We start from the raw sequence: 20,429 nt of genomic DNA, 5'->3' as shown, positions 1-20,429 counted from the left end.
TGCGCGGCCAGGCCGGTGTTATAGGTCGAGGCTGATCTTAGTGCCGGACCATCGGCCGGGCTGTCGCACCGGCATGGCGGCGGGGTCAGGGCTGCTTTGCGCAAAAGGACAGGATCGCGCCGGCGTGGCGGCCGCCTGACGACTAGGGCGGCTCCACCGCCGGGCCGGGCAGGCCCAGCGTGGCGCGCAGCAGGGCGACGCGCGGGTTGGCGACGGCGCTGCGGTAGATCAGCGCCACGGGGCCCATGGAGATGGCGGGTGTGACATGCACCCTGCGCACCCCCAGCGACCGGCGCGAGGCCTGCAGCGTGGAGTCGGGCACGGCGCTGAGCCCCAGGCCGGCCCGGACCAGTTGCAGGTTGGTGAAGGGGCTGGTGGATTCGATGACGGGCGTGGGCGCGATCACGCCTTCGCGGCGGAACACCTCTTCCATCATGCGGCGCAGCATGGAGCTGCGCGCGGGCAACCGGGGCTATACGGGGAGCCCGGCGGCCGACACCTACCGGTGCGCCGACGGCTGGCTGTCCACGGCCGCCAACACGCCGCAGCAGTTCCGCAGGCTCGCCAGCGTGCTGGGGCTCGATGTCCTGTGCGAGGCCCCCACGCTGCTGGACCTCGATGCCTTCAACGCGCCCGAGGGCGGCTTTGTGGCCGCGCGCGATGCGTCCGCGCTGCAGCGGCTGCAGGCATGTCTGGCCGAGGCCTTCGCCGCACGCAACGCACGGGACATGGAAGCCCGGCTCAACGCCGTGGGCGTGCCTGCCGCCAGGGTGCGGCGCCTGGGTGAGTTCCTGGGCGAGGCCCGCGCTGCCGGCACCGTGTCACCTGTGAGCTATGGCGCCGGCGGCGCTGCGGTGGACACTCCGGGACTGGGGTTCCGGTGGATGGATGCCGCGCCCCTGCCGGGTGCGCCGGCCCCCGCCCTGGGCGATGGCAACCTTGCGCTGCTGCGGGAGCTGGGGATGGCGGACCAGGCCATCACCCGCCTGTGCCGCAGCGGCGTGTTGGGCGCGCCGCAGTCCTGATTGCCTTTGGATTCCTTTGCCACTGCCTTGCTGGAGACCCCATGTTCAAAGCCTTGCTGCTGACCCAACCCGTACCGCGTGAAACCCGTGCCGAGTGTGTGGAGCTGGACGAAGCCAGCCTGCCCGCCGGCGCGGTGCGCGTGGCCGTCTCGCATTCCACGCTCAACTACAAGGATGCACTGGCCATCACGGGGCGCTCGCCCGTGGTGCGCCAGTTCCCCATGGTGCCGGGCATCGACCTGGCCGGCACGGTGCTGGACAGCGAGGACGCGCGTTTCCAGCCCGGCGATGCCGTGCTGCTCAACGGCTGGGGCGTGGGCGAGACCCACTGGGGCGGGCTCGCCCAGCAGGCGCGCGTGAACGGCGACTGGCTGATCCGCCGGCCCGAGGCCTTCAGCGCACGGGATGCCATGGCCATAGGCACGGCCGGCTATACGGCCATGCTGTGCGTGATGGCGCTGCAGGCGCATGGCATCGCGCCCTCCAGCGGCCCGGTGCTGGTGACGGGGGCCAATGGCGGCGTGGGCAGCATTGCCGTGGCCCTGCTGTCGCGCCTGGGTTTCGAGGTGCACGCCGGCACCGGGCGGCCCGAACAGGCCGAGCACCTGAAGGCGCTGGGCGCGGCGCGGATCGTGGAGCGCAGCAGCCTGGATGCGCCCGGCAAGCCGCTGCAAAAGGAGGTCTGGGCGGCGGCCGTGGACAGCGTGGGCAGCCATACGCTGGCCAATGTGTGCGCCAGCCTGCGCTACGGCGGCTGCGTGGCGGCCTGCGGGCTGGCCCAGGGGCTGGACCTGCCGGCTTCCGTGGCACCGTTCATTCTGCGCGGCGTGTCGCTGCTGGGCATCGACAGCGTCTATGCGCCGCAGGCGCGGCGCGAGCAAGCCTGGGCGCGGCTGGCCGCCGAACTGCCGCGCGAGGTGCTGGAGCGCAATACCGAAGAGGCGGGCCTGGCCGATGCGGTTGCGCTGGCGCCCCGGCTGCTTGCCGGCCAGGTGCGCGGCCGGGTCGTCATCGATACGGCGCGCTGAGGCCCGCGCGGGGCCTGGTGCTGCCTAGGGCCTGTTCACACTAATGCGGGGATCGCGTTGCCCGGCTGCGGGGGCGTATGCAAGGCGCACGCGCGCAACAAGGCTGGTGCCTTGCAAGCGCGTGCAACGCCGCAGACGGCCCCGCAGCCGGGCAACCCGAAGGGAAGCTGCCTGCCAGCCCGCCACTCAGCGTTGCGCTCCTTGTGCGTGTGAGCACACGCACGGCGTCGCGCGCCTTGATTGGCGGGCTGGCAGGCAGCTTCGCGACCCCACATTAGTGTGAACAGGCCCTACTTGGCGTAGGGGTCGGCAAAGCCCAGCTCGACCATGATCTCGGTCTCGTAGGCTTCCATTTCCTCGGCGTCCTGCTCGCTGGTTTCATGGTCCCAGCCCTGGGCATGCAGCGTGCCGTGCACCAGCAGGTGGGCGTAGTGCTCCTCCAGCGTCTTGTTCTGCTCGCGCGCCTCGCGCTCGACCACGGGGGCGCACAGCACCAGGTCGGCCATGGCGGTGGGCTCCTGCTGGTAGTCGAAGGTCAGGACGTTGGTGGCGTAGTCCTTTTGCCGGTACTCGCGGTTGAGCTGCTGGCCTTCCTCGGCATCGACGATGCGCACGGTGATTTCGGCATCGACGGCCAGGGCATGGCGTATCCAGCGTGTGACCTTGCTGCGGGACAGCACGGCGCGGTGGGCGGGTGCCTCGGCAAAGCGCGCGAATTGCAGGGACAGTTGCAGTTGGTTCAGGGACATGGGAGGAGGCGTGGGCGTGAGCTTGGGCGTGTGCTTTGCGGCGCCCGTGGGCGGGCGTCTGCTGTGGCTGTCGGGATCAAGGCGCTGCAAGGCGCGGTGCGGCACGGCGCGCCGGGGCCTGGCCGCGTGCGTCGTAGGCGTCCACGATGCGTGCCACCAGCGGGTGGCGCACCACGTCGGCGCTGGTGAAGTGGTTGATGGCGATGCCCTTGACGCGCTTCAAGACGCGCTCGGCATCGATCAGGCCGCTCAGGGCGCCCTTGGGCAGGTCGATCTGGCTGACGTCGCCCGTGACCACGGCGCGGGCGCCGAAGCCGATGCGCGTGAGGAACATCTTCATCTGCTCGGGCGTGGTGTTCTGCGCCTCGTCCAGGATGACGAAGGCGTTGTTCAGCGTGCGACCGCGCATGAAGGCCAGCGGCGCGATCTCCAGCACATTGCGCTCGAAGGCCTTTTGCACTTTCTCGTAGCCCATGAGGTCGTAGAGCGCGTCGTACAGCGGGCGCAGGTAGGGGTCGACCTTCTGCGTGAGGTCGCCGGGCAGAAAGCCCAGGCGCTCGCCCGCCTCCACGGCCGGGCGCGTGAGCACGATGCGCTGCACGGCGCTGCGCTCCAGCGCGTCCACGGCGCAGGCCACGGCCAGGTAGGTCTTGCCGGTGCCGGCCGGGCCGATGCCGAAGGTGATGTCGTGGCGGGCGATGTTCTCCAGGTAGGCCGACTGGTTGGCCGTGCGCGCGCGCAGGTCGGGGCGGCGCGTGGACAGCTGGATGGCGTCCAGGGGCTGCTCGATGAGTTCGGTGTCGCCGGCCAGCATGAGCTGCAGCGAATCGTCCAGGATGGGGTCGTCGGCCATCTCGTAGAGGGCCTGCAGCAGCTCCAGTGCGTCGTTGGCCTTGGCCTTGGGGCCGTCGATCTTGAATTGCTCGTGGCGGTGGGCGATCTTGACGCCCAGTGCGATCTCGATGGTGCGCAGGTGCGCGTCGGCCGGGCCGCACAGATGGCTCAACCGGTTGTTGTCGTGGGGTGTGAATGTGTGGCGCAGGATCACGCGGATAATTCCAGAGATTCCGGGCGGCGGCCAGCGCGAGGGCGTGGTGCCATACCCTGTGAATGGGCCGGCGTTCGGTTGCGGACGGGCATGAAAAGCCGCCCCTGGGGCGGCAAAGGACACCAATGATAGGCAAATTGACAGGAACGCTGCTGGAAAAAAACCCGCCCGAGGTGCTGGTGGACTGCGGCGGCGTGGGCTACGAGGTGCAGGTGCCCATGAGCACCTTCTACAACCTGCCGGCCAGCGGGGCCAGGGTCAGCCTGCTGACGCACTTCGTGGTGCGCGAGGATGCGCAGCTTCTGTACGGCTTTGGCACGCACAGCGAGCGCCAGGCGTTCCGCGAGCTGATCAAGATCACCGGCATCGGCCCGCGCATGGCGCTGTCGGTGCTCAGCGGCATGAGCGTGGAGGACCTGGCCCAGGCCGTGACGCTGCAGGAGGTGGGCCGCCTGGTCAAGGTGCCGGGCATCGGCAAGAAGACGGCCGAGCGCCTGCTGCTGGAGCTCAAGGGCAAGATCGGCGCCGATACGGGCGCGCAGTCGCTGTTCGTGAACAACGACCAGAACGACATCGTGCAGGCGCTGATGGCGCTGGGCTATTCCGACAAGGATGCGGCCGCCGCGCTCAAGAAGCTGCCGCCCGACGTGGGCGTGACCGAAGGCATCAAGCTGGCGCTGAAGGCGCTGGCCAAGTGAGCGGCGCATGAGCATCCATACCGACGATTTCGGGCAGGGCGGCTTTGCGCAGGGCGGCTTCCCGCCAGACAAGGCACCGGACAAGCCGCGCATGATTTCGGCAGCGCCGGTCTCGCGCGGGGAAGAGGCCATGGAGCGCGCGCTGCGCCCCAAGCTGCTGCAGGAGTACGTGGGCCAGGCCAAGGCGCGCGAGCAGCTGGAGATCTTCATCGGCGCGGCCCGAAAGCGCAGCGAGGCGCTGGACCATGTGCTGCTGTTCGGCCCGCCGGGCCTGGGCAAGACCACGCTGTCGCACATCATCGCGGCCGAGCTGGGCGTGAACCTGCGCCAGACCAGCGGCCCCGTGCTGGAAAAGCCCAAGGACCTGGCGGCGCTGCTGACCAACCTCGAAGCCAACGATGTGCTGTTCATCGACGAGATCCACCGCCTGTCGCCCGTGGTCGAGGAAATCCTCTACCCGGCGCTGGAGGACTACCAGATCGACATCATGATCGGCGAGGGGCCGGCGGCGCGCTCCATCAAGCTGGACCTGCAGCCGTTCACGCTGGTGGGCGCGACCACGCGCGCGGGCATGCTGACCAACCCGCTGCGCGACCGCTTCGGCATCGTGGCGCGGCTGGAGTTCTATACGGCCGAGGAGCTGGCGCGCATCGTGCGGCGCAGTGCAGGCCTGTTGAACGCGCCGATTGACGACGAGGGCGCCTTCGAGATCGCGCGCCGCTCGCGCGGCACGCCGCGTATTGCCAACCGCCTGCTGCGCCGCGTGCGCGACTATGCCGATGTGCGCGGCGACGGCAGCATCACGCGCGAGCTGGCCGACCGTGCGCTGGCCATGCTCGATGTCGATCCCCAGGGCTTCGACATCATGGACCGCAAGTTGCTGGAGGCCGTGGTGCACCGCTTCGACGGCGGCCCCGTGGGCCTGGACAACATCGCGGCCAGCATTGGCGAGGAAGCGGGCACCATCGAGGACGTGATCGAGCCCTACCTGATCCAGCAGGGCTTTTTGCAGCGCACGCCGCGCGGGCGCATGGCGACCCAGGCGGCGTACCGCCACCTGGGCCTTCCCGTGCCGGGCGACGACGCCAGCTGACGCGGGCTCACTCTTCCGTGCCGGCGTTCCAGAAGGCCTGCAGCACGCCGGGCAGGGCCTCGATGGCGGCGATCACGCGGTCCAGCTCGTCTGAGTCCACCGAGGTGGCGTAGAGCATGGCCTCGATCTCGGTGTCCTGCGGGCCGAAGGCATGGGTTTCCACGCCGCGCACGGGGTAGCTGGCGTTCTCCAGCAGCTCCAGCATCTGCTCGCGCACATCGCCCTGGGCGCCGCGGTGGCAGATGGCGTAGACGTAGTAGGTCGATTCCGTGGATTCGTCATCCACCGGGCGGCGGTTGATGCGGTTGACCACGGGGCGCAGCAAGGTGTTGCTGGCCAGCACGAACAGCGTGGCCAGGCCGGCCTCGGCCACCAGGCTGGCGCCCGCGCAGGCGCCCACGGCGGCCGAGCCCCACAGCGTGGCCGCCGTGTTCAGCCCGGTGATGTTGGCCCCTTCCTTCATGATGGCGCCCGCACCCAGGAAACCCACGCCCGAGACCACGTAGGCCACCACGCGCGTGGCGCCCTCGGCCCCGCCCAGGCGCACGGCCAAGTCCACGAAGACGGCCGCGCCCACGGCGACCAGGGTGTTGGTGCGCAGCCCCGCCGTGCGCTGGCGCACCTGGCGCTCCAGGCCGATGAGGGCGCCGAACACGAAGGCCGTGGTCAGGCTGACGAAGGTGTCCAGCATGGCGCCGGGGTTGAGGTTCTGCAGGGCCTGCATGGGGTTCCGGACTTTCCTGGTGAATGGGTTGAAGGGTGCGTCACTGCCAGCCGTAGCGGCGGATGTAGACGCGCTTGAGCAGCGTGGCCAGGCAAGCGTAGCCCAGCAATATGGCAATCATCCACGGGAAGTAGGCCGCCGGCAGCGCCTGCAGCTTGAAGTAGCCGGCCAGCGGCCCCATCGGCAGGAAGATGCCGGCCGCCATCACGGCCGCCGTGGCCAGCAGCAGCGGCCAGGACGGGCGGCTTTGCAGGAAGGGGATCCTGGGCGTGCGGATCATGTGCACGATCAGCGTCTGTGTGAGCAGCCCGATGACGAACCAGCCCGACTGGAACAACGTCTGCTGCCCGGGCGTGTTGGCGGCGAAGACGAACCACATCAGCGCGAAGGTCAGGATGTCGAACAGCGAGCTGATGGGCCCGAAGAACACCATGAAGCGGCCCAGGTCGGCCGGGTTCCAGCGCAGCGGCTGGCGCACCAGTTCGTCGTCCACGTTGTCAAAGGGGATGGCGATCTGCGAGAGGTCGTACAGCAGGTTCTGCACCAGCAGGTGCAGCGGCAGCATGGGCAGGAAGGGGATGAAGGCCGAGGCCACCATCACCGAGAACACGTTGCCGAAGTTGGAGCTGGCCGTCATGCGGATGTACTTCAGCATGTTGCTGAAGGTGCGCCGGCCCTCGATCACGCCCTGCTCCAGCACCATCAGGCTTTTTTCCAGCAGGATGATGTCGGCCGCTTCCTTTGCGATGTCCACGGCGCTGTCCACGCTGATGCCGATGTCGGCCGCGCGCAGGGCCGGGGCGTCGTTGATGCCGTCGCCCATGAAGCCGGTGATGTGGCCGTTGGCGCGCAGCGCATGCACGATGCGCTCCTTGTGCAGCGGTGTGAGCCGTGCGAACAGCTGGTGCCGCTCCACCGTCTGGCGCAGCATCTCGTCGTTCATGTGCTCGATCTGCGTGCCCAGGACGATGTGGTCTGCGGGCAGCCCCACATCGCGGCAGACCTTGGCGGCCACCAGTTCGTTGTCGCCGGTCAGCAGCTTGACGGCCACGCCGTGCGCGGCCAGGGCGGCCAACGCCTCGGCCGTGGTTTCCTTCGGTGGGTCCAGGAAGGCGATGTAGCCGATCAGGGTCAGCTCCGACTCGTCGGCCACGCCGTAGTCGCTCTTGTGCGGCGGCACTTCCTTCATGGCCACGGCGACCACGCGCAGGCCCTCGCGGTTGAGTTCGCGCGTCACGCGGCGCACGCGGGCCAGCTGCTCCTCGTCCAGCGGGCGCGTGCCGTCGCCCTCGCGCAGCCGGGTGCAGGCGCCCAGGATTTCCTCGACCGCGCCCTTGCAGATCAGCTCGTGGTGGTGGCCGCGCTCGGCCACCACCACGGACATGCGGCGGCGCTCGAAGTCGAAGGGGATCTCATCGACCTTGCGGTAGTCCTCGGCTAGGCGCATCTGGGTGTGCAGCTCCACGTGTTCCAGCACGGCATGGTCGAGCAGATTCTTCAGGCCGGTCTGGTAGTGGCTGTTGAGGTAGGCGAAGCGCAGCGTCTCGTCGCAGGGCTGGCCGAAGGCGTCGGTGTGCCGCTCCAGCACGATGCGGTCCTGGGTCAGCGTGCCGGTCTTGTCGGTGCACAGCACGTCCATGGCGCCGAAGTTCTGGATGGCGTCCAGCCGCTTGACCACGACCTTGCGCCGCGAGAGCACCACGGCACCCTTGGCCAGGGTGGAGGTCACGATCATGGGCAGCATCTCGGGCGTCAGGCCCACGGCCACGGACAGCGCGAACAGGAAGGCCTCGGCCCAGTCGCCCTTGGTGTAGCCGTTGATGAACAGCACCACGGGCACCATCACGGCCGCGAAGCGGATCAGCAGCCAGCTGACGCTGTTGACCCCGGTCTCGAAGGCCGTGGGCGCGCGGTCGTTGGAGGTCACCCGCGTGGCAATGGTGCCGAAATAGCTGCGGTTGCCCGTGGCCAGCACCACGGCCAGCGCCGTGCCCGAGACCACGTTGGTGCCCATGAACAGCAGGTTGCTGGCATCCAGCACACCGGTGCCATTCGATGCACTGGCGTCGGCGCGCTTTTCCACGGGCAGGGATTCGCCGGTCATGGCGGACTGGCTCACGAACAGGTCCTTGGCGCTGAGCACGCGGCAGTCGGCAGGAATCATGTCCCCGGCCGACAGCACCACGAAATCGCCGGGCACGACCTCGCGCAGTGGCACCTCGTAGCGGCGCGCCTGCTGGCCGAAGCCGCTGTGCGGGGCGTCTGCGGAGTCGGCACCTGCAGGGGCCGGTGGGCCGCCATTGCGGCGCAGCACCGTGGCCGTGCTGCTGACCATGGCCTTGAGCCGCGCGGCGGCGCGGTTGGAGCGGCCTTCCTGCACAAAGCGCAGCAGCGTGGACAGCAGCACCATGGAGGCGATGACGACCGTGGCCTTCATGTCCTCGGTGGCGTAGGAGACCACGGCCAGCAGCGTCAGCAGCAGGTTGAAGGGATTGCGGTAGCAGTACCACAGGTGCAGCCAGCCGGGCAGCGGCCTTTCGTGCTCGACCTCGTTGGGGCCGAGACGTGCGAGCGCGCCGCGGGCCTGCTCGCGGGTCAGGCCGTCCTCGCTGGAGCCGGTGCGCGCCAGCACGGCGGCAATGTCATCGCGCGAGGCGCGCAGCAGCTCGCGCGTGAGGGTCGGCGATACCGGGCGCGAGTGGTGCACGGCCGTGCCCGAGGGCAGGGCATTGCGCCGGAACAGCCCCAGGGCGTGGCGGCTGCGCAAAAAGGCCTGGAACAGGTGCTTGAGGTTTTTCATGGCGACCTCCCCGGTGGCTCAGGCCTGGCTCGAGCGAAGGGTGGCGCGCAGCCAGTGCCAGTTGCGCTGGCAGGCGCACAGCAGGCGGCGGCGCAGCGGCGGGCGGGCCACGGTGGCCGACTGCAGCCATTGGCGCCGCGCGTGGGCGGGCAGGTGGCGGTAGACCTCGGCGCGCTCCTGCGCCGCCAGCAGGGACAGAACGTCGGCCTGCTGGCGCTGCGTGAGCGCCACGAGTGCGTGGGCGAAGAGATCGGGGCCGTGTTGCTGCAGCAGGGCGTGCAGTTGCCCGGTATGGCGTGCCGCAATGGCGGCTTGCAGGGCCAGCTGCAAGGTGCTGGCGCGGGTGGTGTGGGAGGTGCGGCTGGCGCGCGTGGAGACGGGTGCTGTGGCGGGCGTGGTTGCCGGCGTGGTCCGCAGCGCGGTGATGACGTGTTGCATGGCGGGCTTCTTTCGTTGCGGCCGAAAGAAGCCCGGCACCTATCCGTCAATGGACGTGCGCGGGTCTTCCGGCCGGGGCCTTGGGAAGGGGCGGAAGGGCCGCAGGCATGTGCGGCCGGACCGTATCGGAGGGGTCAGGGCAAGATCGACTCGGATCGGGGTCCATGGGGGAACTCCTTTCTGACGATGGGGCGGACAAGGCTGCGGCGCGCGCTCAGCGCGGCTGCAGGCTCAGAAAGCTGCGGATGCGGTGCGTGGGCCAGTGGGTCTGCAGGTCCAGGTGCATGGCGTGCTCCATGGCCGATGGGGCCTGGGCTTGCATCTGTGGCTGTGCCTTGGCCTGCATTGCTGCCTGGGAGGCAGCCACGCGCGTGCCGGTGGCGCCGGGGCAGGGCGCGGCAGTGGCAGGCTGCAGGCGTTGCATTGCGGGGCGAGCGAACGGTGTGGACATGGCTTTCTCCTTGGCGAACCAGGAAGACTGCCGCGGGCAGGGCCGTCAAGCAGCGTGGGCCGCGCGCTGCTCGATGGCAGCCACACGGGCACGCGGTCAGTGATCAACAGCCATTGGAATCTTCGGTGCAGGAGCGGCGTACCTGATGCATGCCAAGCGCAACTGCAGCGCCGGGCGGGCGCGAAGATCCAAGGGGAAACGCAGCAATGGAAGGAAGCCGGCCGACATGGCCGCTCCCTTCACAGGAGTCGGTCAGTCAGCCAGCAGCGTAGCCATTGCGGCGCGCTGTTTGTCACTGGTTGAACTGGCACTGTCCACGGAAGGACTCCTGAAAATGCGATCCCGCGATTGTGCCTTGCGAGCTGCCTCGGGTCAACCCTGATGTCGATGCGCCACGGGCCAGCCAGCCCTGCACGATCAGCAACTGCGCCGCGTAGTAGGTGGACAGCACGGCGGCTTGCGCCCCGTCGAAAGGCTGCACGAAGCGGTTGATGGCCAGCAGCGAGTCGCTGACCATGAAGAAGCAGGCGCCGATGGCCACGGTCCAGGCGGGCTGGCCGCCCAGGTGCCTGGCGCGGCCCAGGGCCTGCGCCGCCATCAGCGCAATGACCAGCACATAGGCGGCCACGGGCAGGCGCAGCGCGGCGGGCAGCCCGCCCTGCCAGAGCACGGCATACATGGCAACGCCCAGGGCCAGCGTGGCGGCCAGCGAGGGCCGGTGCGCAAACCAGGGCGCATCCTGGCGCAACAGCACGATATAGGCCAGGTGGGCGAGCAGAAAGCTGGCCAGGCCCGGGATGAACAGATCGGGCAGCATCAGGAACACGTCGCCCGCCATCGAGGCCGCCAACGCCGCGGCCAGCCAGCAGGCGCCGCGCGCGGGTTTCGCCAGCGCCGAGAACGCCGCGCTGCCGCGCCACAGCTGCATGACAGCGATCAGCGCAAAGACCATGGCCAGCGGCTTGAACAGCCAGTGCCAGTGCAGCATGTCCAGCACGCTGGTGGCGGTGGCCAGCGCGCCGGCCTCGATGGCCAGGGCCACCCACAGGCTGATGCGCCCCTGCATGGCCGCGCCCAGTGCCCACTGGCAGGCCAGCAGCACGCCAAACCACAGCGCATTGCGCGCCGTCGAGGACTGGTCGGCATGCCACAGGAACAGCGACACCCCTGCGATCAGCGCCACGAACTGCAGGCCCGCAAACCAGCGCAGGCTGCGCTGCATGTCGGGTGCGTAGAGCACGCGGTGCGCGTCCAGGTCGAAGGCCGGCCTGGGAAAGCGCTGCGCCACGTCGGCAGGGCGCCACCCGGGCGGCTTGAGCCAGACGCGCAGCTTGTCGCCCCAGCGCCGCGCATACCAGTTGTCATGGATGAGTTGCCGGTACACCACGGCGTTGGCCCACAGCGGGTCCCAGCTTTGCAGCAGGCCGCGCGTGCCGTAGACGCAGGGCTCGCTGTCGTCCTCGGGCTTGAAGGTGCCGAACAGGCGGTCCCAGACGATGAGGATGCCGCCGTAGTTCCTGTCCAGGTAGCAGTCATTGACGGCGTGGTGCACGCGGTGGTTGCTGGGCGCGCAGAACCAGCGGTCGAACCAGCCCAGGCGCCGCACCTGCTCGGTATGGACCCAGAACTGGTAGAGCAGATCGATCAGGCCCACGATGGCAAACACCAGCGGCGGCACGCCGGCCAGCGCCATGGGAAGGTAGAACAGCCAGCCCAGCAGCGCGCCCGAGCTGGTCTGGCGCAGCGCCGTCGACAGGTTGTAGTCCTGGCTCTGGTGGTGCACGGCGTGGGCTGCCCACAGCACGGCCACCTCGTGGCCCATGCGGTGAAGCCAGTAGTAGCAGAAGTCGTAGAACAGCAGGGCCAGCAGCCAGCCGGGAATGCTGGTCCAGAAGGCATCGTTGCGCCACAGCGCCAGGTGCTCGAAGGCCAGCGTGTACAGGCCCACGCGCAGCAGCGTGGTGAAGACGGCGCTGGTCTGGCTGAGCATACCCAGGCTGATGGAGCTGATGGCGTCGGCCAGCCGGTAGGCATTGCGCCCGCGCCACAGGCTCACGCCCCATTCCAGCGCGATCAGCAGCAAAAAGGCAGGCGTGGCGAAGACAATGACTTGGCTGGGTGAGAGCATGGTCAGCCGATTCTGGGCATGGCGGCGGGGCAGCGCCTTAGGCGAGAACCCTAGGACACGGAATCACAAGGGTTGAAACGGATTGCAATAAATAGGGCTTCGTGGCAAGCGTGTGGCAGGAAAATTGCACCCTATGGCAGAATCGCCCGCTTTCCACGCGCTGGCCGTCCCTGCCCTGCAGGCCATTGCCAGCCCGCACCGCCTTCGCCGGCATGCGCCGCGCATGCCCACGCTCCATGCACCTGTCCCGACGCTCCCTGCTATCGGCTGCAGCCTCAGTGGCTGCGGCCCTTGCTACTGCACCCGCCGCCCATGCCGCGCCGGGCGCGGGCAAGCCCTGGCCGGCAGCCGGGCCCATCACGCTGATCGTGCCCTTTGGCGCGGGCAGCGATGTGGACGCCACGGCGCGGCTGATCGCCGAAAAGCTGGGTGCGCGGCTGCGCCAGTCGGTGGTGGTGGACAACGTGCCGGCCTCCGGCGGCGTGCTGGGCGTGAGCAAGGTGGCGCGCTCGCATGCCGATGGCTACACGCTGCTGCTGGGCTTTGACGGGCCGGTGAGCATTGCGCAACTGGTGAACTCCTCCGTGCGCTATGACGCCGAGCGCGATCTGGCTCCCGTGGGCCTGACTTCGGTGGCGCCCATGGTGATCGTGGCCCGCCCTGGCCTGCCCGTGCACAACCTCAACGAGCTGATCAGCATGGCCCGCGCCCGGCCCGGCGCGCTGACCTATGCCACGCCGGGCGTGGGCACGGTGCTGCACCTGGCCATGGAGCGGCTGCAGGAGCGTGCCCGCATCCGCCTGGTCCATGTGCCCTATCGTGGCGTGGCACAGGTCACCAGCGAGGTCATGGGCGGCCAGGTCGATCTGGGCATTCTGATGACCACCGGCGCCACGCCGCTGGTGCAGCAGAAAAAGCTGGAAGGCGTGGGCGTGACCTCGGCACAGCGCATCGACGCGATTCCCGAGGTGATGAGCTTTGCGGAGGCTCCTGATTTGAAGGGCTTCGAGCTGGAAGCCTGGACCGGCCTGTTCGCCCCCGCCCGCACGCCCGAACCCGTGGTCAGCCGCCTGGCCGCCGAACTGGCCGAGGTGCTGAAGCTGCCCGAGGTCCGCAAGCGCCTGCAGGACAGCGGCGCCACGCCCGGCTCGGGCACGCCGGCCACGTTCGCCCAATTCCTGAAAAAGGAAAAGGCGAGCTACACGCAGATCGTCAAGTCCGCCAATATCCAGGTGGAATGAGGGACTGCGCTGCAGTGCGGGAGTTCAGCTGAAAACCTCGTCGCGCGCACCGCCTTCCAGGTGCTGCACATCGCCCCAGCCAACCAGGCCCAGGCCCTGGGGCGTCCACAGCAGGCGGTTGATGGCCGCATTGCCCAGCGCCCAGGTGCGCGGCGCCTGCACTTCCTGGTGCGTGGCCAGGCGGTAGAGCACATCCATCACGCCGCCATGCGCCACGATCACGATCTGCTCGCCGGGATGGCCACTGGCCAGCCGGTTCACCGTGGCCGAGATGCGGTCGCGCAGCATCAGCAGCGACTCGCCGCCGCCAGCGGGCACGAACTCGGGATCGCGCTTGCGCCAGCGCAGCGCGTCCTCCGGGTGGGACGCCTCGATATCGTTGAAGGTCTGGCCCTCGAAGCTGCCGAAGCAGCGCTCGCGCAGGCCCTTGTCGGCCGTCAGCGATGCGCCCGTGGTCGCGGCCACGGCCTCGGCCGTGACATAGGCACGCAGAAGGTCGCTGCTGTAGATGGCGGCCACCGGCTCACCCGCCAGGGCCTTGCCGGCCTGGGCGGCCTGCCAAAGTCCCATGTCGTTCAGAGGAATGTCCAGATGGCCCTGGATGCGGGCGTCCACATTCCAGGCGGTTTCTCCGTGGCGGATGGCAATGATGCGCGTGGCTTGCATGAGGGGCTGGCGTGGGGTGCTGCAAAAAGAGCAGGCATTGTCCCGCAAGCCAGGCAAGCCTGCATCGCGCGCCACCGTTGAAACTGGCGCGGCCCAACTCAGGGACGCCGAGCAAGAGCCGCCTCGCGGCGGGGGCGCCCAGCCGAAGGTGTCGTCCCCCTTCGCGAAGCGAGAAGGGGGAAGCGGCGCAGCCGCTCAGGGGGTCAGATCAGCGATTTTGCGTTGTCCAGCACGAAGTCGCAGGCCTTCTCCTTGAGGTCGCCCTTGAGCTTGTCGATGCTGAAGCTCTTGCCGTTGGAGCCGGTGACCAGGCCGCCCAGGCCGTTCTGGAATCCCGTGTCCTTGGGCTCTTCCTGCTTTTGCATGCCCAGCTTGCCCAGCAACTGGTCCTTGACCTGGGCCGCCTTGTCGGCATTGAGGTAGTTGTTCTTCATGCAGTAGGAGATGACGCCTGCCGCATTGCCGGCCGTGGCCGAGGGGCTCAGGCCCAGGGCGGACAGCGCGCCCGCACCGCCTGCGCCCGCACCCAGCATGCCGCCAAGGCCGGAGCCGGCGCCTTCGCTGCTGGCGGCGGCCTTGTCACCGCCAAGGCCCGAGGCCTGGCGCAGCGAGTCGCCCAGGCCCGACGCCTGGGCAGGCAGGGCGCCCAGGCCCAGCATGGCGCACAGCAGTGCGCTGGCAATGGATGTCTTCATGGATGCTTCCTTTCCGCGGCAACCCGCAGGCTCGATACAGGGTCTGAAATTAGCACGCCGTGCGGCGCAGACCTGTGCCCGATTGCAAACCTTTGCCAGAGCGGGCCGTGTCGGTCTTTCGCGTTTTCACTAGCTGTCAAAGCCGTTGGCCTGTCCATGATGGCCGCACACCATTGGCGGGCCGCGGCGGCAGTCTTGTTATTTGGAAATGGCTTTTAAGTATAAAAATCAATTCAACAAGCTGAAAAAGTTATTTAAAGTGGGGCGCACCTATATGGCCCGCTTCTTGCGGCGCCCGGGCTGCTGCGTCGCATGGCCGCCGCCTTTCCAATCAATCCACAGGGGAGCAGACAAATGATCATGAAGATTCTGGGCAGTTCTTTGCTGGCCGCAGGCCTGTTGACCTCGGCCGCGCTGGCCCAGGCCGAGACCGTGCGCTGGGCGCGCGGCTCCGATCCGACTTCGCTGGACCCGCATGCCTTCAATGTGGGCACCAATTTCGTGCTGCTGCACCAGATCTACGAAACCCTGGTCATCCGCTCGGCCGACGGCAAGCTGGTGCCCACGCTGGCCACCTCGTGGAAGATGACCTCCGACCCGTCGGTCTGGGAGTTCAAGCTGCGCCCCAACGTCAAGTTCCATGACGGCACGCCGTTCACGGCGCGCGACGTGGTCTTCTCGCTGAACCGCGCCAAGGGCGAGAACGCCCAGGTCAAGTCCCTGCTGTCCTCGATGGAGGAGGCCAAGGCCGTGGACGATCTCACGGTGCAGGTGAAGACCAAGGGCCCGAACCTGATCTTCCCCGACAACCTGACCAATCTCTTCATCATGAGCGAGAAGTGGTCCAAGGCCAACGGCGCCGAGACCACGCAGGACACGGCCAGCAAGTCCGAGAATGGCGCCACGCGCTCGGCCAACGGCACGGGCGCCTATGTGCTGGCCAGCCGCGAGGTCGATTCCCGGACGGTGATGAAGCTCAACCCCGACTACTGGGGCAAGGGCCAGTTCCCGCTGCAGGTGACCGAGCTGGTCTACCTGCCCATCAAGTCCCCGGCCACGCGCGTGGCGGCCCTGCTGTCGGGCGAGGTGGACTTCGCCCAGGACATTCCCGCGCAGGACGTGGCGCGCCTGAAGCAGGACAAGCGCCTGCGCATCAATGAAGGCCCCGAGAACCGCTCCATCTTCCTGGGCCTGAACGTGGGTGCGGCCGAGCTCAAGAGCAGCAACGTCAAGGGCAAGAATCCGCTGGCCGATCCCAAGGTGCGCCAGGCCATCGAGCTGGCCATCGACCGCGATGCGATCAAGCGCTCGGTGATGCGCGGCCTGTCGATTCCCACGGGCGTGATCGCGCCGTCGTTCGTCAATGGCTACGACAAGGCCTTCGCGGCCTATCCCAAGGCGGATGCCGCCAAGGCCAAGCAACTGCTGGCCGAGGCGGGCTACCCCAACGGCTTCACCATCACGCTGAACACGCCCAACGACCGCTATGTGAACGACGAGGCCATCGCCACGGCAGTGGCCGGTTTCCTGGGTCGCATCGGCATCAAGACCGAAGTCTCGGCCCGGCCGATCGCCATGCACAGCGTCTCGCTGACCAAGGCTGACAGCGACTTCTACCTGTACGGCTGGGGCGTGCCCACCTACGACTCGGCCTACATCTTCGACTTCCTGGTGCATACGCGCGGCAAGGACAGCCGTGGCGCGCAGAACGCGACGCACTACAGCAATGCCGATGTGGATGCCAAGATCCTGTCCCTGTCCTCGGAGAGCGACAAGGCAAAGCGCGATGCCACCATCAAGAGCATCTGGGAGACTGTGCAAAAGGAGCGCTTCTACATTGCGCTGCATGACCAGGTGATCCACTTCGCGTCCGTGCCCCGGCTCAATGTGCCCGTGCACCCGGACAACGCGCTGCACTTCAAGTTCGTCAAGTTCGAGAAGAAGTAAGCGCCGATGCTGGTCCATCTGCTGCGCCGGCTGGGCCAGTCCGCCCTGGTCCTGCTGGCCGTCTCCTTTGTCTCGTTCATGGTGTTCCGCCATATCGGCGATCCCACGATCAGCCTGCTGGGCGAGGACGCGACGGTTGCCGAGCGCGAGGCGCTGACGGAAAGCCTGGGCTTCAACAAGCCCGTGCCGCTGCAGTACCTGGCTTACGTGGGCAAGGTGCTGCAGGGCGACCTGGGCATCTCCTACCGGCTCAAGCGCCCCGTGACCGAGATCATTGCCGAGCGCCTGCCCGCCACGCTGGAGCTGGCGATGACGGCGGCGCTGTTCGCCCTGGTCATCGGCGTGGCGCTGGGCGTGTACACGGCCATACGGCGCGAGGGATGGCTGAGCCGCTCGATCATGACGGTGTCGCTGGTGGGCGTGTCCCTGCCCACCTTCCTGATCGGCATCGCCCTGATCTACCTGTTTGCCGTGGAGCTGCGCTGGCTGCCGTCCTTCGGGCGCGGCGAGACGGTGAAGCTGGGCGGCTGGGAGACCGGGCTGCTGACGGCTTCGGGCTGGTCGGCGCTGATCCTGCCGGCCATCACGCTGGGCTTCTACAACATGACGCTGATCATGCGCCTGGTGCGCGCCGAGATGCTGGAGGTGCTGCGCGCCGACTACATGCGCTTCGGCCGTGCGCGCGGGCTGCGTGAGCGCGATCTGTACTTCGGCCATGCGCTGCGCAATACCCTGATTCCCGTGATCACCATCGCGGGCCTGCAGATCGGCTCGCTGATCGCCTTTGCCATCGTCACCGAGACCGTGTTCCAGTGGCCCGGCGTGGGCCTGCTGTTCATCTCCTCCATCCAGGGCGTGGACGTGCCGCTGATCGCCGCCTACCTGATGTTCATCGCGCTGCTGTACGTGGGCATCAACCTGCTCGTCGATTTCCTGTACGTGATCGTGGACCCCCGCTTGAGAAACCGATGACCGATTCCGCCAAACAAGCAATCCCTCCCACGGGCTGGCGCGCCAGCGACTCGCCGGTCAAGCGCGCGTTTGCACGCTCGCGCCTGGTGCAGGCGGCGGCGCTGGTGCTGGCGCTGATCGTGGCGGCCACGCTGCTGTCGCCCTGGCTGGCGTGGCAGAACCCCTTCGATCCGGCCAATCTGGACCTGATGGATGCCTTCACGCCGCCGGGCCAGGCGGGCACCAGCGGCACGCTGTACGCGCTGGGATCGGACGACCAGGGCCGCGATGTGTGGAGCGCCATCCTCTACGGGCTGCGCATGTCGGTGCTGGTGGGCGTGTCGGCCGTGGGGCTGTCCCTGCTGATCGGCGTGCCGCTGGGCCTGGTCTGCGGCTATGCGGGCGGCTGGTTCGACACGCTGATGATGCGCATCGCCGATGTGCAGCTGACCTTTCCCGTGATCCTGGTGGCGCTGCTGGTCTTCGGCATCGCACGCGGCCTGCTGCCCGAGGGCTACCGCGACGACATGGCGGTCTTCGTGATCATCGTGGCCATCGGCCTGTCCGACTGGGTGCAGTACGCGCGCACCGTGCGCGGCGCGGTGATGGTGGAAAAGCACAAGGACTACGTGCTGGCGGCCCAGCTCATAGGCCGCAGCCGCGTGGCCATCCTGGTGCGCCACATCCTGCCCAACCTGCTGGCGCCCATCCTGGTGATCGCCACCATCAGCTTCGCGCATGCCATCGTGGCCGAGTCCACGCTGTCCTACCTGGGCGTGGGCTTGCCGCCAACCCAGCCTTCGCTGGGCACGCTGATCCGCATCGGCCAGGGCTTCCTGTTCTCGGGCGAGTGGTGGATATTGCTGTTCCCCTCGCTGGTGCTGCTGGCGCTGGCGCTGTCCGTCAACCTCGTCGGCGACTGGCTGCGCGACGCACTGAACCCCAAGCTGCAATGAGCACGACACAAGAATCCGGGCAGCCCCCCGCACAGCCTGCGGTGCTGAGCGTTCGCGGCCTGTCCGTCACCTTCGACACCTACAAGGGCCCCGTGCAGGTGCTGGACGATGTGTCCTTCGACATTGCGCCCGGCGAGATCCTGGGCGTGGTCGGCGAGTCTGGCGCGGGCAAGTCCATGACGGGCGCCGCCGTGATCGGCCTGATCGAGCCGCCGGGCCGCATCTCGGCCGGCACGGTGCAGTTGCGCGGCGAGCGCATCGACACGCTGCGCGGCGAGGACCTGCGGCGCATGCGCGGCCGGCGCATAGGCTCCATCTTCCAGGACCCGCTGACCAGCCTGAACCCGGTCTATACCGTGGGCCGGCACCTGGTGGAGACCATCCGCACGCACCTGCCCGTCTCCGAGAAGGAGGCCGAGGCACGCGCGCTGGCCCTGCTCGAAGAGGTGGAGATCCCGCAGGCGCGCGAGCGCATGGCCCAGTACCCGCACCAGTTCTCGGGCGGCATGCGCCAGCGCGTGGCCATCGCCCTGGCGCTGTGCGCCGAGCCCGAACTCATCATTGCCGACGAGCCCACCACGGCGCTGGACGTGTCCGTGCAGGCGCAGATCATTGCCCTGCTGCGCCGTGTGTGCAAGGAGCGCGGCGCGGCCGCCATGCTGATCACGCACGACATGGGCGTCATCGCCGAGACGGCCGACCGCGTCATGGTCATGTACCAGGGCCGCGTGCTGGAAACCGGCCCCGTGCGCCAGGTGCTGGACGCGCCGCAGCAGCCCTACACCCAGGTGCTGATGGGCGCCATTCCCAGCGTGCACCACCGCGTGCAGCGCCTGCCCGTGCCCGAGGTGGGCGGCGGCCCGGCCGCGCCCGCCGTGCCCTGGCAGCCCAGGGCCGGTGCGCAGGAGCCCGCGGCTGCCCTGCTGGAGGTCAGGGATCTGTGCAAGGAGTTCGACCTGTCCAGCGGCTGGCTGGCCCGGCTGCTGGCGCGCGAGGACAAAAAGATCCTCAAGGCCGTGGACGGCGTCGGCTTTTCGATCCGCAGGGGCTCCACCTTCGGCCTGGTCGGCGAGTCCGGTTCGGGCAAATCCACGGTGGCGCGCATGGTGGCCGGGCTGACGCCGCCCACCAGCGGCACCGTGCTGTTCGACGGCGTGGACAAGTGGAGCCCGGCCGCGCAGACCGTGGCCATGCGTCGGCGCTTCCAGATGATCTTCCAGGACCCGTATGCCAGCCTGAACCCGCGCTGGACCGTGCAGGAACTGATTGCCGAGCCCCTGCAGGTGCTGGCCCTCACGGCCGGCAAGGACGAGACGGCCGAGCGCGTGCAGGAGGCGCTGCGCCGCGTGCGCATGAAGCCCGACGATGCGCGCAAGTATCCGCACCAGTTCTCGGGCGGGCAGCGCCAGCGCATCGCCATCGCGCGTGCCCTGGCCAGCCGGCCCGAATTCATCATCTGCGACGAGCCCACCTCGGCGCTGGACGTCTCGGTCCAGGCCCAGGTGCTCAACCTCATGCGCGACCTGCAGGAGGAATTCGGCCTGACCTACCTGCTGATCAGCCACAACCTGGCCGTGATCCGCCACATGTGCGACGACATCGGCGTCATGCAGCGCGGCCGCCTGGTCGAGACCGGCGAGGCTGGCGCCGTGCTCGATGCGCCGCAGCATCCGTACACGCGCGCGCTGATGGCTGCCGTGCCGGATATGGAGCATGTGCACTGAGGCACTGCTTCAAGCGCCATCACCATGCAAAAAAGGCCTGCGGATGCAGGCCTTTGCTTCTGAGGAC

Annotated in this window: 19 protein-coding genes; 9 read left to right on the top strand and 10 right to left on the bottom strand. The window is 68.4% G+C overall.

All coding sequences use genetic code 11. The features are described from left to right. Positions 1 to 142: 142 nt before the first annotated feature. The gene (locus HFGMBDPB_RS06575) at positions 143 to 448 is read right to left on the bottom strand and encodes a LysR substrate-binding domain-containing protein (RefSeq protein ID WP_212645094.1); all 306 of its coding nucleotides are present in this window, start codon (positions 446 to 448) and stop codon (positions 143 to 145) included. Between HFGMBDPB_RS06575 and HFGMBDPB_RS06570 the strand changes: the two genes are divergently transcribed. Continuing rightward, a complete protein-coding gene (locus HFGMBDPB_RS06570; protein ID WP_249343352.1) occupies positions 447 to 1,025 on the top strand; it encodes a CoA transferase in 579 nt (192 codons plus the stop codon). The two genes, HFGMBDPB_RS06575 and HFGMBDPB_RS06570, sit on opposite strands and share 2 nt — an antisense overlap. A 41-nt stretch (positions 1,026 to 1,066) precedes the next feature. Next, complete coding sequence (gene acuI, locus HFGMBDPB_RS06565) at positions 1,067 to 2,053, top strand: acrylyl-CoA reductase (NADPH) (protein ID WP_016451875.1); 987 nt, start codon at positions 1,067 to 1,069, stop codon at positions 2,051 to 2,053. 290 nt (positions 2,054 to 2,343) lie between these two features. Here the strand turns inward: acuI and ybeY are convergent, their stop codons facing one another. Both ybeY and HFGMBDPB_RS06555 read right to left on the bottom strand, forming a co-directional pair. Next, entirely contained in the window at positions 2,344 to 2,802 is a 459-nt protein-coding gene (gene ybeY, locus HFGMBDPB_RS06560) for an rRNA maturation RNase YbeY (protein ID WP_016446534.1), read from the bottom strand. A 76-nt stretch (positions 2,803 to 2,878) separates the two neighbouring features. Beyond that, positions 2,879 to 3,850, bottom strand: coding sequence for a PhoH family protein (locus tag HFGMBDPB_RS06555; RefSeq protein WP_016446533.1), 972 nt, complete (start codon positions 3,848 to 3,850; stop codon positions 2,879 to 2,881). A 125-nt stretch (positions 3,851 to 3,975) separates the two neighbouring features. On the opposite strand from HFGMBDPB_RS06555, the gene ruvA reads away from it, so the two are divergent. Beyond that, entirely contained in the window at positions 3,976 to 4,548 is a 573-nt protein-coding gene (gene ruvA / locus HFGMBDPB_RS06550) for a Holliday junction branch migration protein RuvA (protein ID WP_016446532.1), read from the top strand. A gap of 7 nt (positions 4,549 to 4,555) precedes the next feature. Beyond that, complete coding sequence (gene ruvB, locus HFGMBDPB_RS06545; protein ID WP_212645093.1) at positions 4,556 to 5,641, top strand: Holliday junction branch migration DNA helicase RuvB; 1,086 nt, start codon at positions 4,556 to 4,558, stop codon at positions 5,639 to 5,641. Between the two features lie 7 nt (positions 5,642 to 5,648). Here the strand turns inward: ruvB and HFGMBDPB_RS06540 are convergent, their stop codons facing one another. The 5 genes from HFGMBDPB_RS06540 to HFGMBDPB_RS06520 form a co-directional block, all read right to left on the bottom strand. Continuing rightward, positions 5,649 to 6,365, bottom strand: coding sequence for an MgtC/SapB family protein (locus HFGMBDPB_RS06540; protein ID WP_012203158.1), 717 nt, complete (start codon positions 6,363 to 6,365; stop codon positions 5,649 to 5,651). A gap of 40 nt (positions 6,366 to 6,405) precedes the next feature. Continuing rightward, positions 6,406 to 9,165: a magnesium-translocating P-type ATPase gene (mgtA, locus tag HFGMBDPB_RS06535; protein ID WP_212645092.1), complete on the bottom strand. Its 2,760-nt coding sequence runs from the start codon at positions 9,163 to 9,165 to the stop codon at positions 6,406 to 6,408. Between the two features lie 18 nt (positions 9,166 to 9,183). Next, a complete protein-coding gene (locus HFGMBDPB_RS06530; RefSeq protein WP_016446529.1) occupies positions 9,184 to 9,603 on the bottom strand; it encodes a hypothetical protein in 420 nt (139 codons plus the stop codon). 214 nt (positions 9,604 to 9,817) lie between these two features. Further along, positions 9,818 to 10,054, bottom strand: a complete 237-nt coding sequence (locus tag HFGMBDPB_RS06525) for a hypothetical protein (RefSeq protein WP_047217762.1) — start codon at positions 10,052 to 10,054, stop codon at positions 9,818 to 9,820. A gap of 292 nt (positions 10,055 to 10,346) precedes the next feature. Beyond that, positions 10,347 to 12,182, bottom strand: coding sequence for a lysoplasmalogenase family protein (locus tag HFGMBDPB_RS06520; RefSeq protein ID WP_212645091.1), 1,836 nt, complete (start codon positions 12,180 to 12,182; stop codon positions 10,347 to 10,349). 236 nt (positions 12,183 to 12,418) lie between these two features. Here HFGMBDPB_RS06520 and HFGMBDPB_RS06515 point away from each other — a divergent pair, with 236 nt between their 5' ends. Continuing rightward, positions 12,419 to 13,423 (top strand): Bug family tripartite tricarboxylate transporter substrate binding protein, encoded by a 1,005-nt coding sequence (locus tag HFGMBDPB_RS06515; protein ID WP_212645090.1) that lies wholly within the window; start codon positions 12,419 to 12,421, stop codon positions 13,421 to 13,423. Between the two features lie 24 nt (positions 13,424 to 13,447). On the opposite strand, the gene HFGMBDPB_RS06510 is transcribed toward HFGMBDPB_RS06515, so the two are convergent. After that, positions 13,448 to 14,089 carry a histidine phosphatase family protein gene (locus HFGMBDPB_RS06510; RefSeq protein WP_046988196.1) on the bottom strand — a complete coding sequence of 214 codons (642 nt, stop codon included), beginning with the start codon at positions 14,087 to 14,089 and terminating at the stop codon, positions 13,448 to 13,450. Positions 14,090 to 14,292: 203 nt separating this feature from the next. Continuing rightward, entirely contained in the window at positions 14,293 to 14,784 is a 492-nt protein-coding gene (locus HFGMBDPB_RS06505; protein ID WP_016446524.1) for a YjjA family protein, read from the bottom strand. Between the two features lie 354 nt (positions 14,785 to 15,138). On the opposite strand from HFGMBDPB_RS06505, the gene HFGMBDPB_RS06500 reads away from it, so the two are divergent. From HFGMBDPB_RS06500 to HFGMBDPB_RS06485, 4 genes are read left to right on the top strand one after another with little or no spacing between them, the layout of a single operon-like run. Beyond that, on the top strand, positions 15,139 to 16,731 hold the full coding sequence (locus tag HFGMBDPB_RS06500; RefSeq protein ID WP_212645089.1) for an ABC transporter substrate-binding protein: 1,593 nt from the start codon (positions 15,139 to 15,141) through the stop codon (positions 16,729 to 16,731). A 6-nt stretch (positions 16,732 to 16,737) separates the two neighbouring features. Next, a complete protein-coding gene (locus HFGMBDPB_RS06495; protein ID WP_016446522.1) occupies positions 16,738 to 17,703 on the top strand; it encodes an ABC transporter permease in 966 nt (321 codons plus the stop codon). After that, the gene (locus HFGMBDPB_RS06490; protein ID WP_012203172.1) at positions 17,700 to 18,638 is read left to right on the top strand and encodes an ABC transporter permease; all 939 of its coding nucleotides are present in this window, start codon (positions 17,700 to 17,702) and stop codon (positions 18,636 to 18,638) included. The genes HFGMBDPB_RS06495 and HFGMBDPB_RS06490 overlap by 4 nt, the downstream gene beginning before the upstream one ends. Next, entirely contained in the window at positions 18,635 to 20,362 is a 1,728-nt protein-coding gene (locus HFGMBDPB_RS06485; protein WP_212645088.1) for an ABC transporter ATP-binding protein, read from the top strand. The genes HFGMBDPB_RS06490 and HFGMBDPB_RS06485 overlap by 4 nt, the downstream gene beginning before the upstream one ends. Positions 20,363 to 20,429: the final 67 nt, after the last annotated feature.

The sequence above is a fragment of the Delftia sp. PE138 genome, from assembly GCF_018320755.1.
Lineage (GTDB): Bacteria > Pseudomonadota > Gammaproteobacteria > Burkholderiales > Burkholderiaceae_C > Comamonas > Comamonas tsuruhatensis.
The sequence above is the reverse complement of the archived record's forward strand: the minus strand, read 5'-3'. Positions and strand labels throughout refer to the sequence as shown.

Bases quoted from the DNA above. Each gene is read 5' to 3' on its own strand.
- HFGMBDPB_RS06490 (WP_012203172.1), top strand. From the start codon at position 17,700: ATGACCGATTCCGCCAAACAAGCAATCCCTCCCACGGGCTGGCGCGCC.
- HFGMBDPB_RS06570 (WP_249343352.1), top strand. From the start codon at position 447: ATGGAGCTGCGCGCGGGCAACCGGGGCTATACGGGGAGCCCGGCGGCC.
- ybeY (WP_016446534.1), bottom strand. From the start codon at position 2,802: ATGTCCCTGAACCAACTGCAACTGTCCCTGCAATTCGCGCGCTTTGCC.
- acuI (WP_016451875.1), top strand. From the start codon at position 1,067: ATGTTCAAAGCCTTGCTGCTGACCCAACCCGTACCGCGTGAAACCCGT.
- HFGMBDPB_RS06530 (WP_016446529.1), bottom strand. From the start codon at position 9,603: ATGCAACACGTCATCACCGCGCTGCGGACCACGCCGGCAACCACGCCC.
- HFGMBDPB_RS06520 (WP_212645091.1), bottom strand. From the start codon at position 12,182: ATGCTCTCACCCAGCCAAGTCATTGTCTTCGCCACGCCTGCCTTTTTG.
- mgtA (WP_212645092.1), bottom strand. From the start codon at position 9,165: ATGAAAAACCTCAAGCACCTGTTCCAGGCCTTTTTGCGCAGCCGCCAC.
- HFGMBDPB_RS06525 (WP_047217762.1), bottom strand. From the start codon at position 10,054: ATGTCCACACCGTTCGCTCGCCCCGCAATGCAACGCCTGCAGCCTGCC.
- HFGMBDPB_RS06505 (WP_016446524.1), bottom strand. From the start codon at position 14,784: ATGAAGACATCCATTGCCAGCGCACTGCTGTGCGCCATGCTGGGCCTG.
- HFGMBDPB_RS06485 (WP_212645088.1), top strand. From the start codon at position 18,635: ATGAGCACGACACAAGAATCCGGGCAGCCCCCCGCACAGCCTGCGGTG.
- ruvB (WP_212645093.1), top strand. From the start codon at position 4,556: ATGAGCATCCATACCGACGATTTCGGGCAGGGCGGCTTTGCGCAGGGC.
- HFGMBDPB_RS06510 (WP_046988196.1), bottom strand. From the start codon at position 14,089: ATGCAAGCCACGCGCATCATTGCCATCCGCCACGGAGAAACCGCCTGG.
- ruvA (WP_016446532.1), top strand. From the start codon at position 3,976: ATGATAGGCAAATTGACAGGAACGCTGCTGGAAAAAAACCCGCCCGAG.
- HFGMBDPB_RS06575 (WP_212645094.1), bottom strand. From the start codon at position 448: ATGCTGCGCCGCATGATGGAAGAGGTGTTCCGCCGCGAAGGCGTGATC.
- HFGMBDPB_RS06495 (WP_016446522.1), top strand. From the start codon at position 16,738: ATGCTGGTCCATCTGCTGCGCCGGCTGGGCCAGTCCGCCCTGGTCCTG.
- HFGMBDPB_RS06515 (WP_212645090.1), top strand. From the start codon at position 12,419: ATGCACCTGTCCCGACGCTCCCTGCTATCGGCTGCAGCCTCAGTGGCT.
- HFGMBDPB_RS06540 (WP_012203158.1), bottom strand. From the start codon at position 6,365: ATGCAGGCCCTGCAGAACCTCAACCCCGGCGCCATGCTGGACACCTTC.
- HFGMBDPB_RS06500 (WP_212645089.1), top strand. From the start codon at position 15,139: ATGATCATGAAGATTCTGGGCAGTTCTTTGCTGGCCGCAGGCCTGTTG.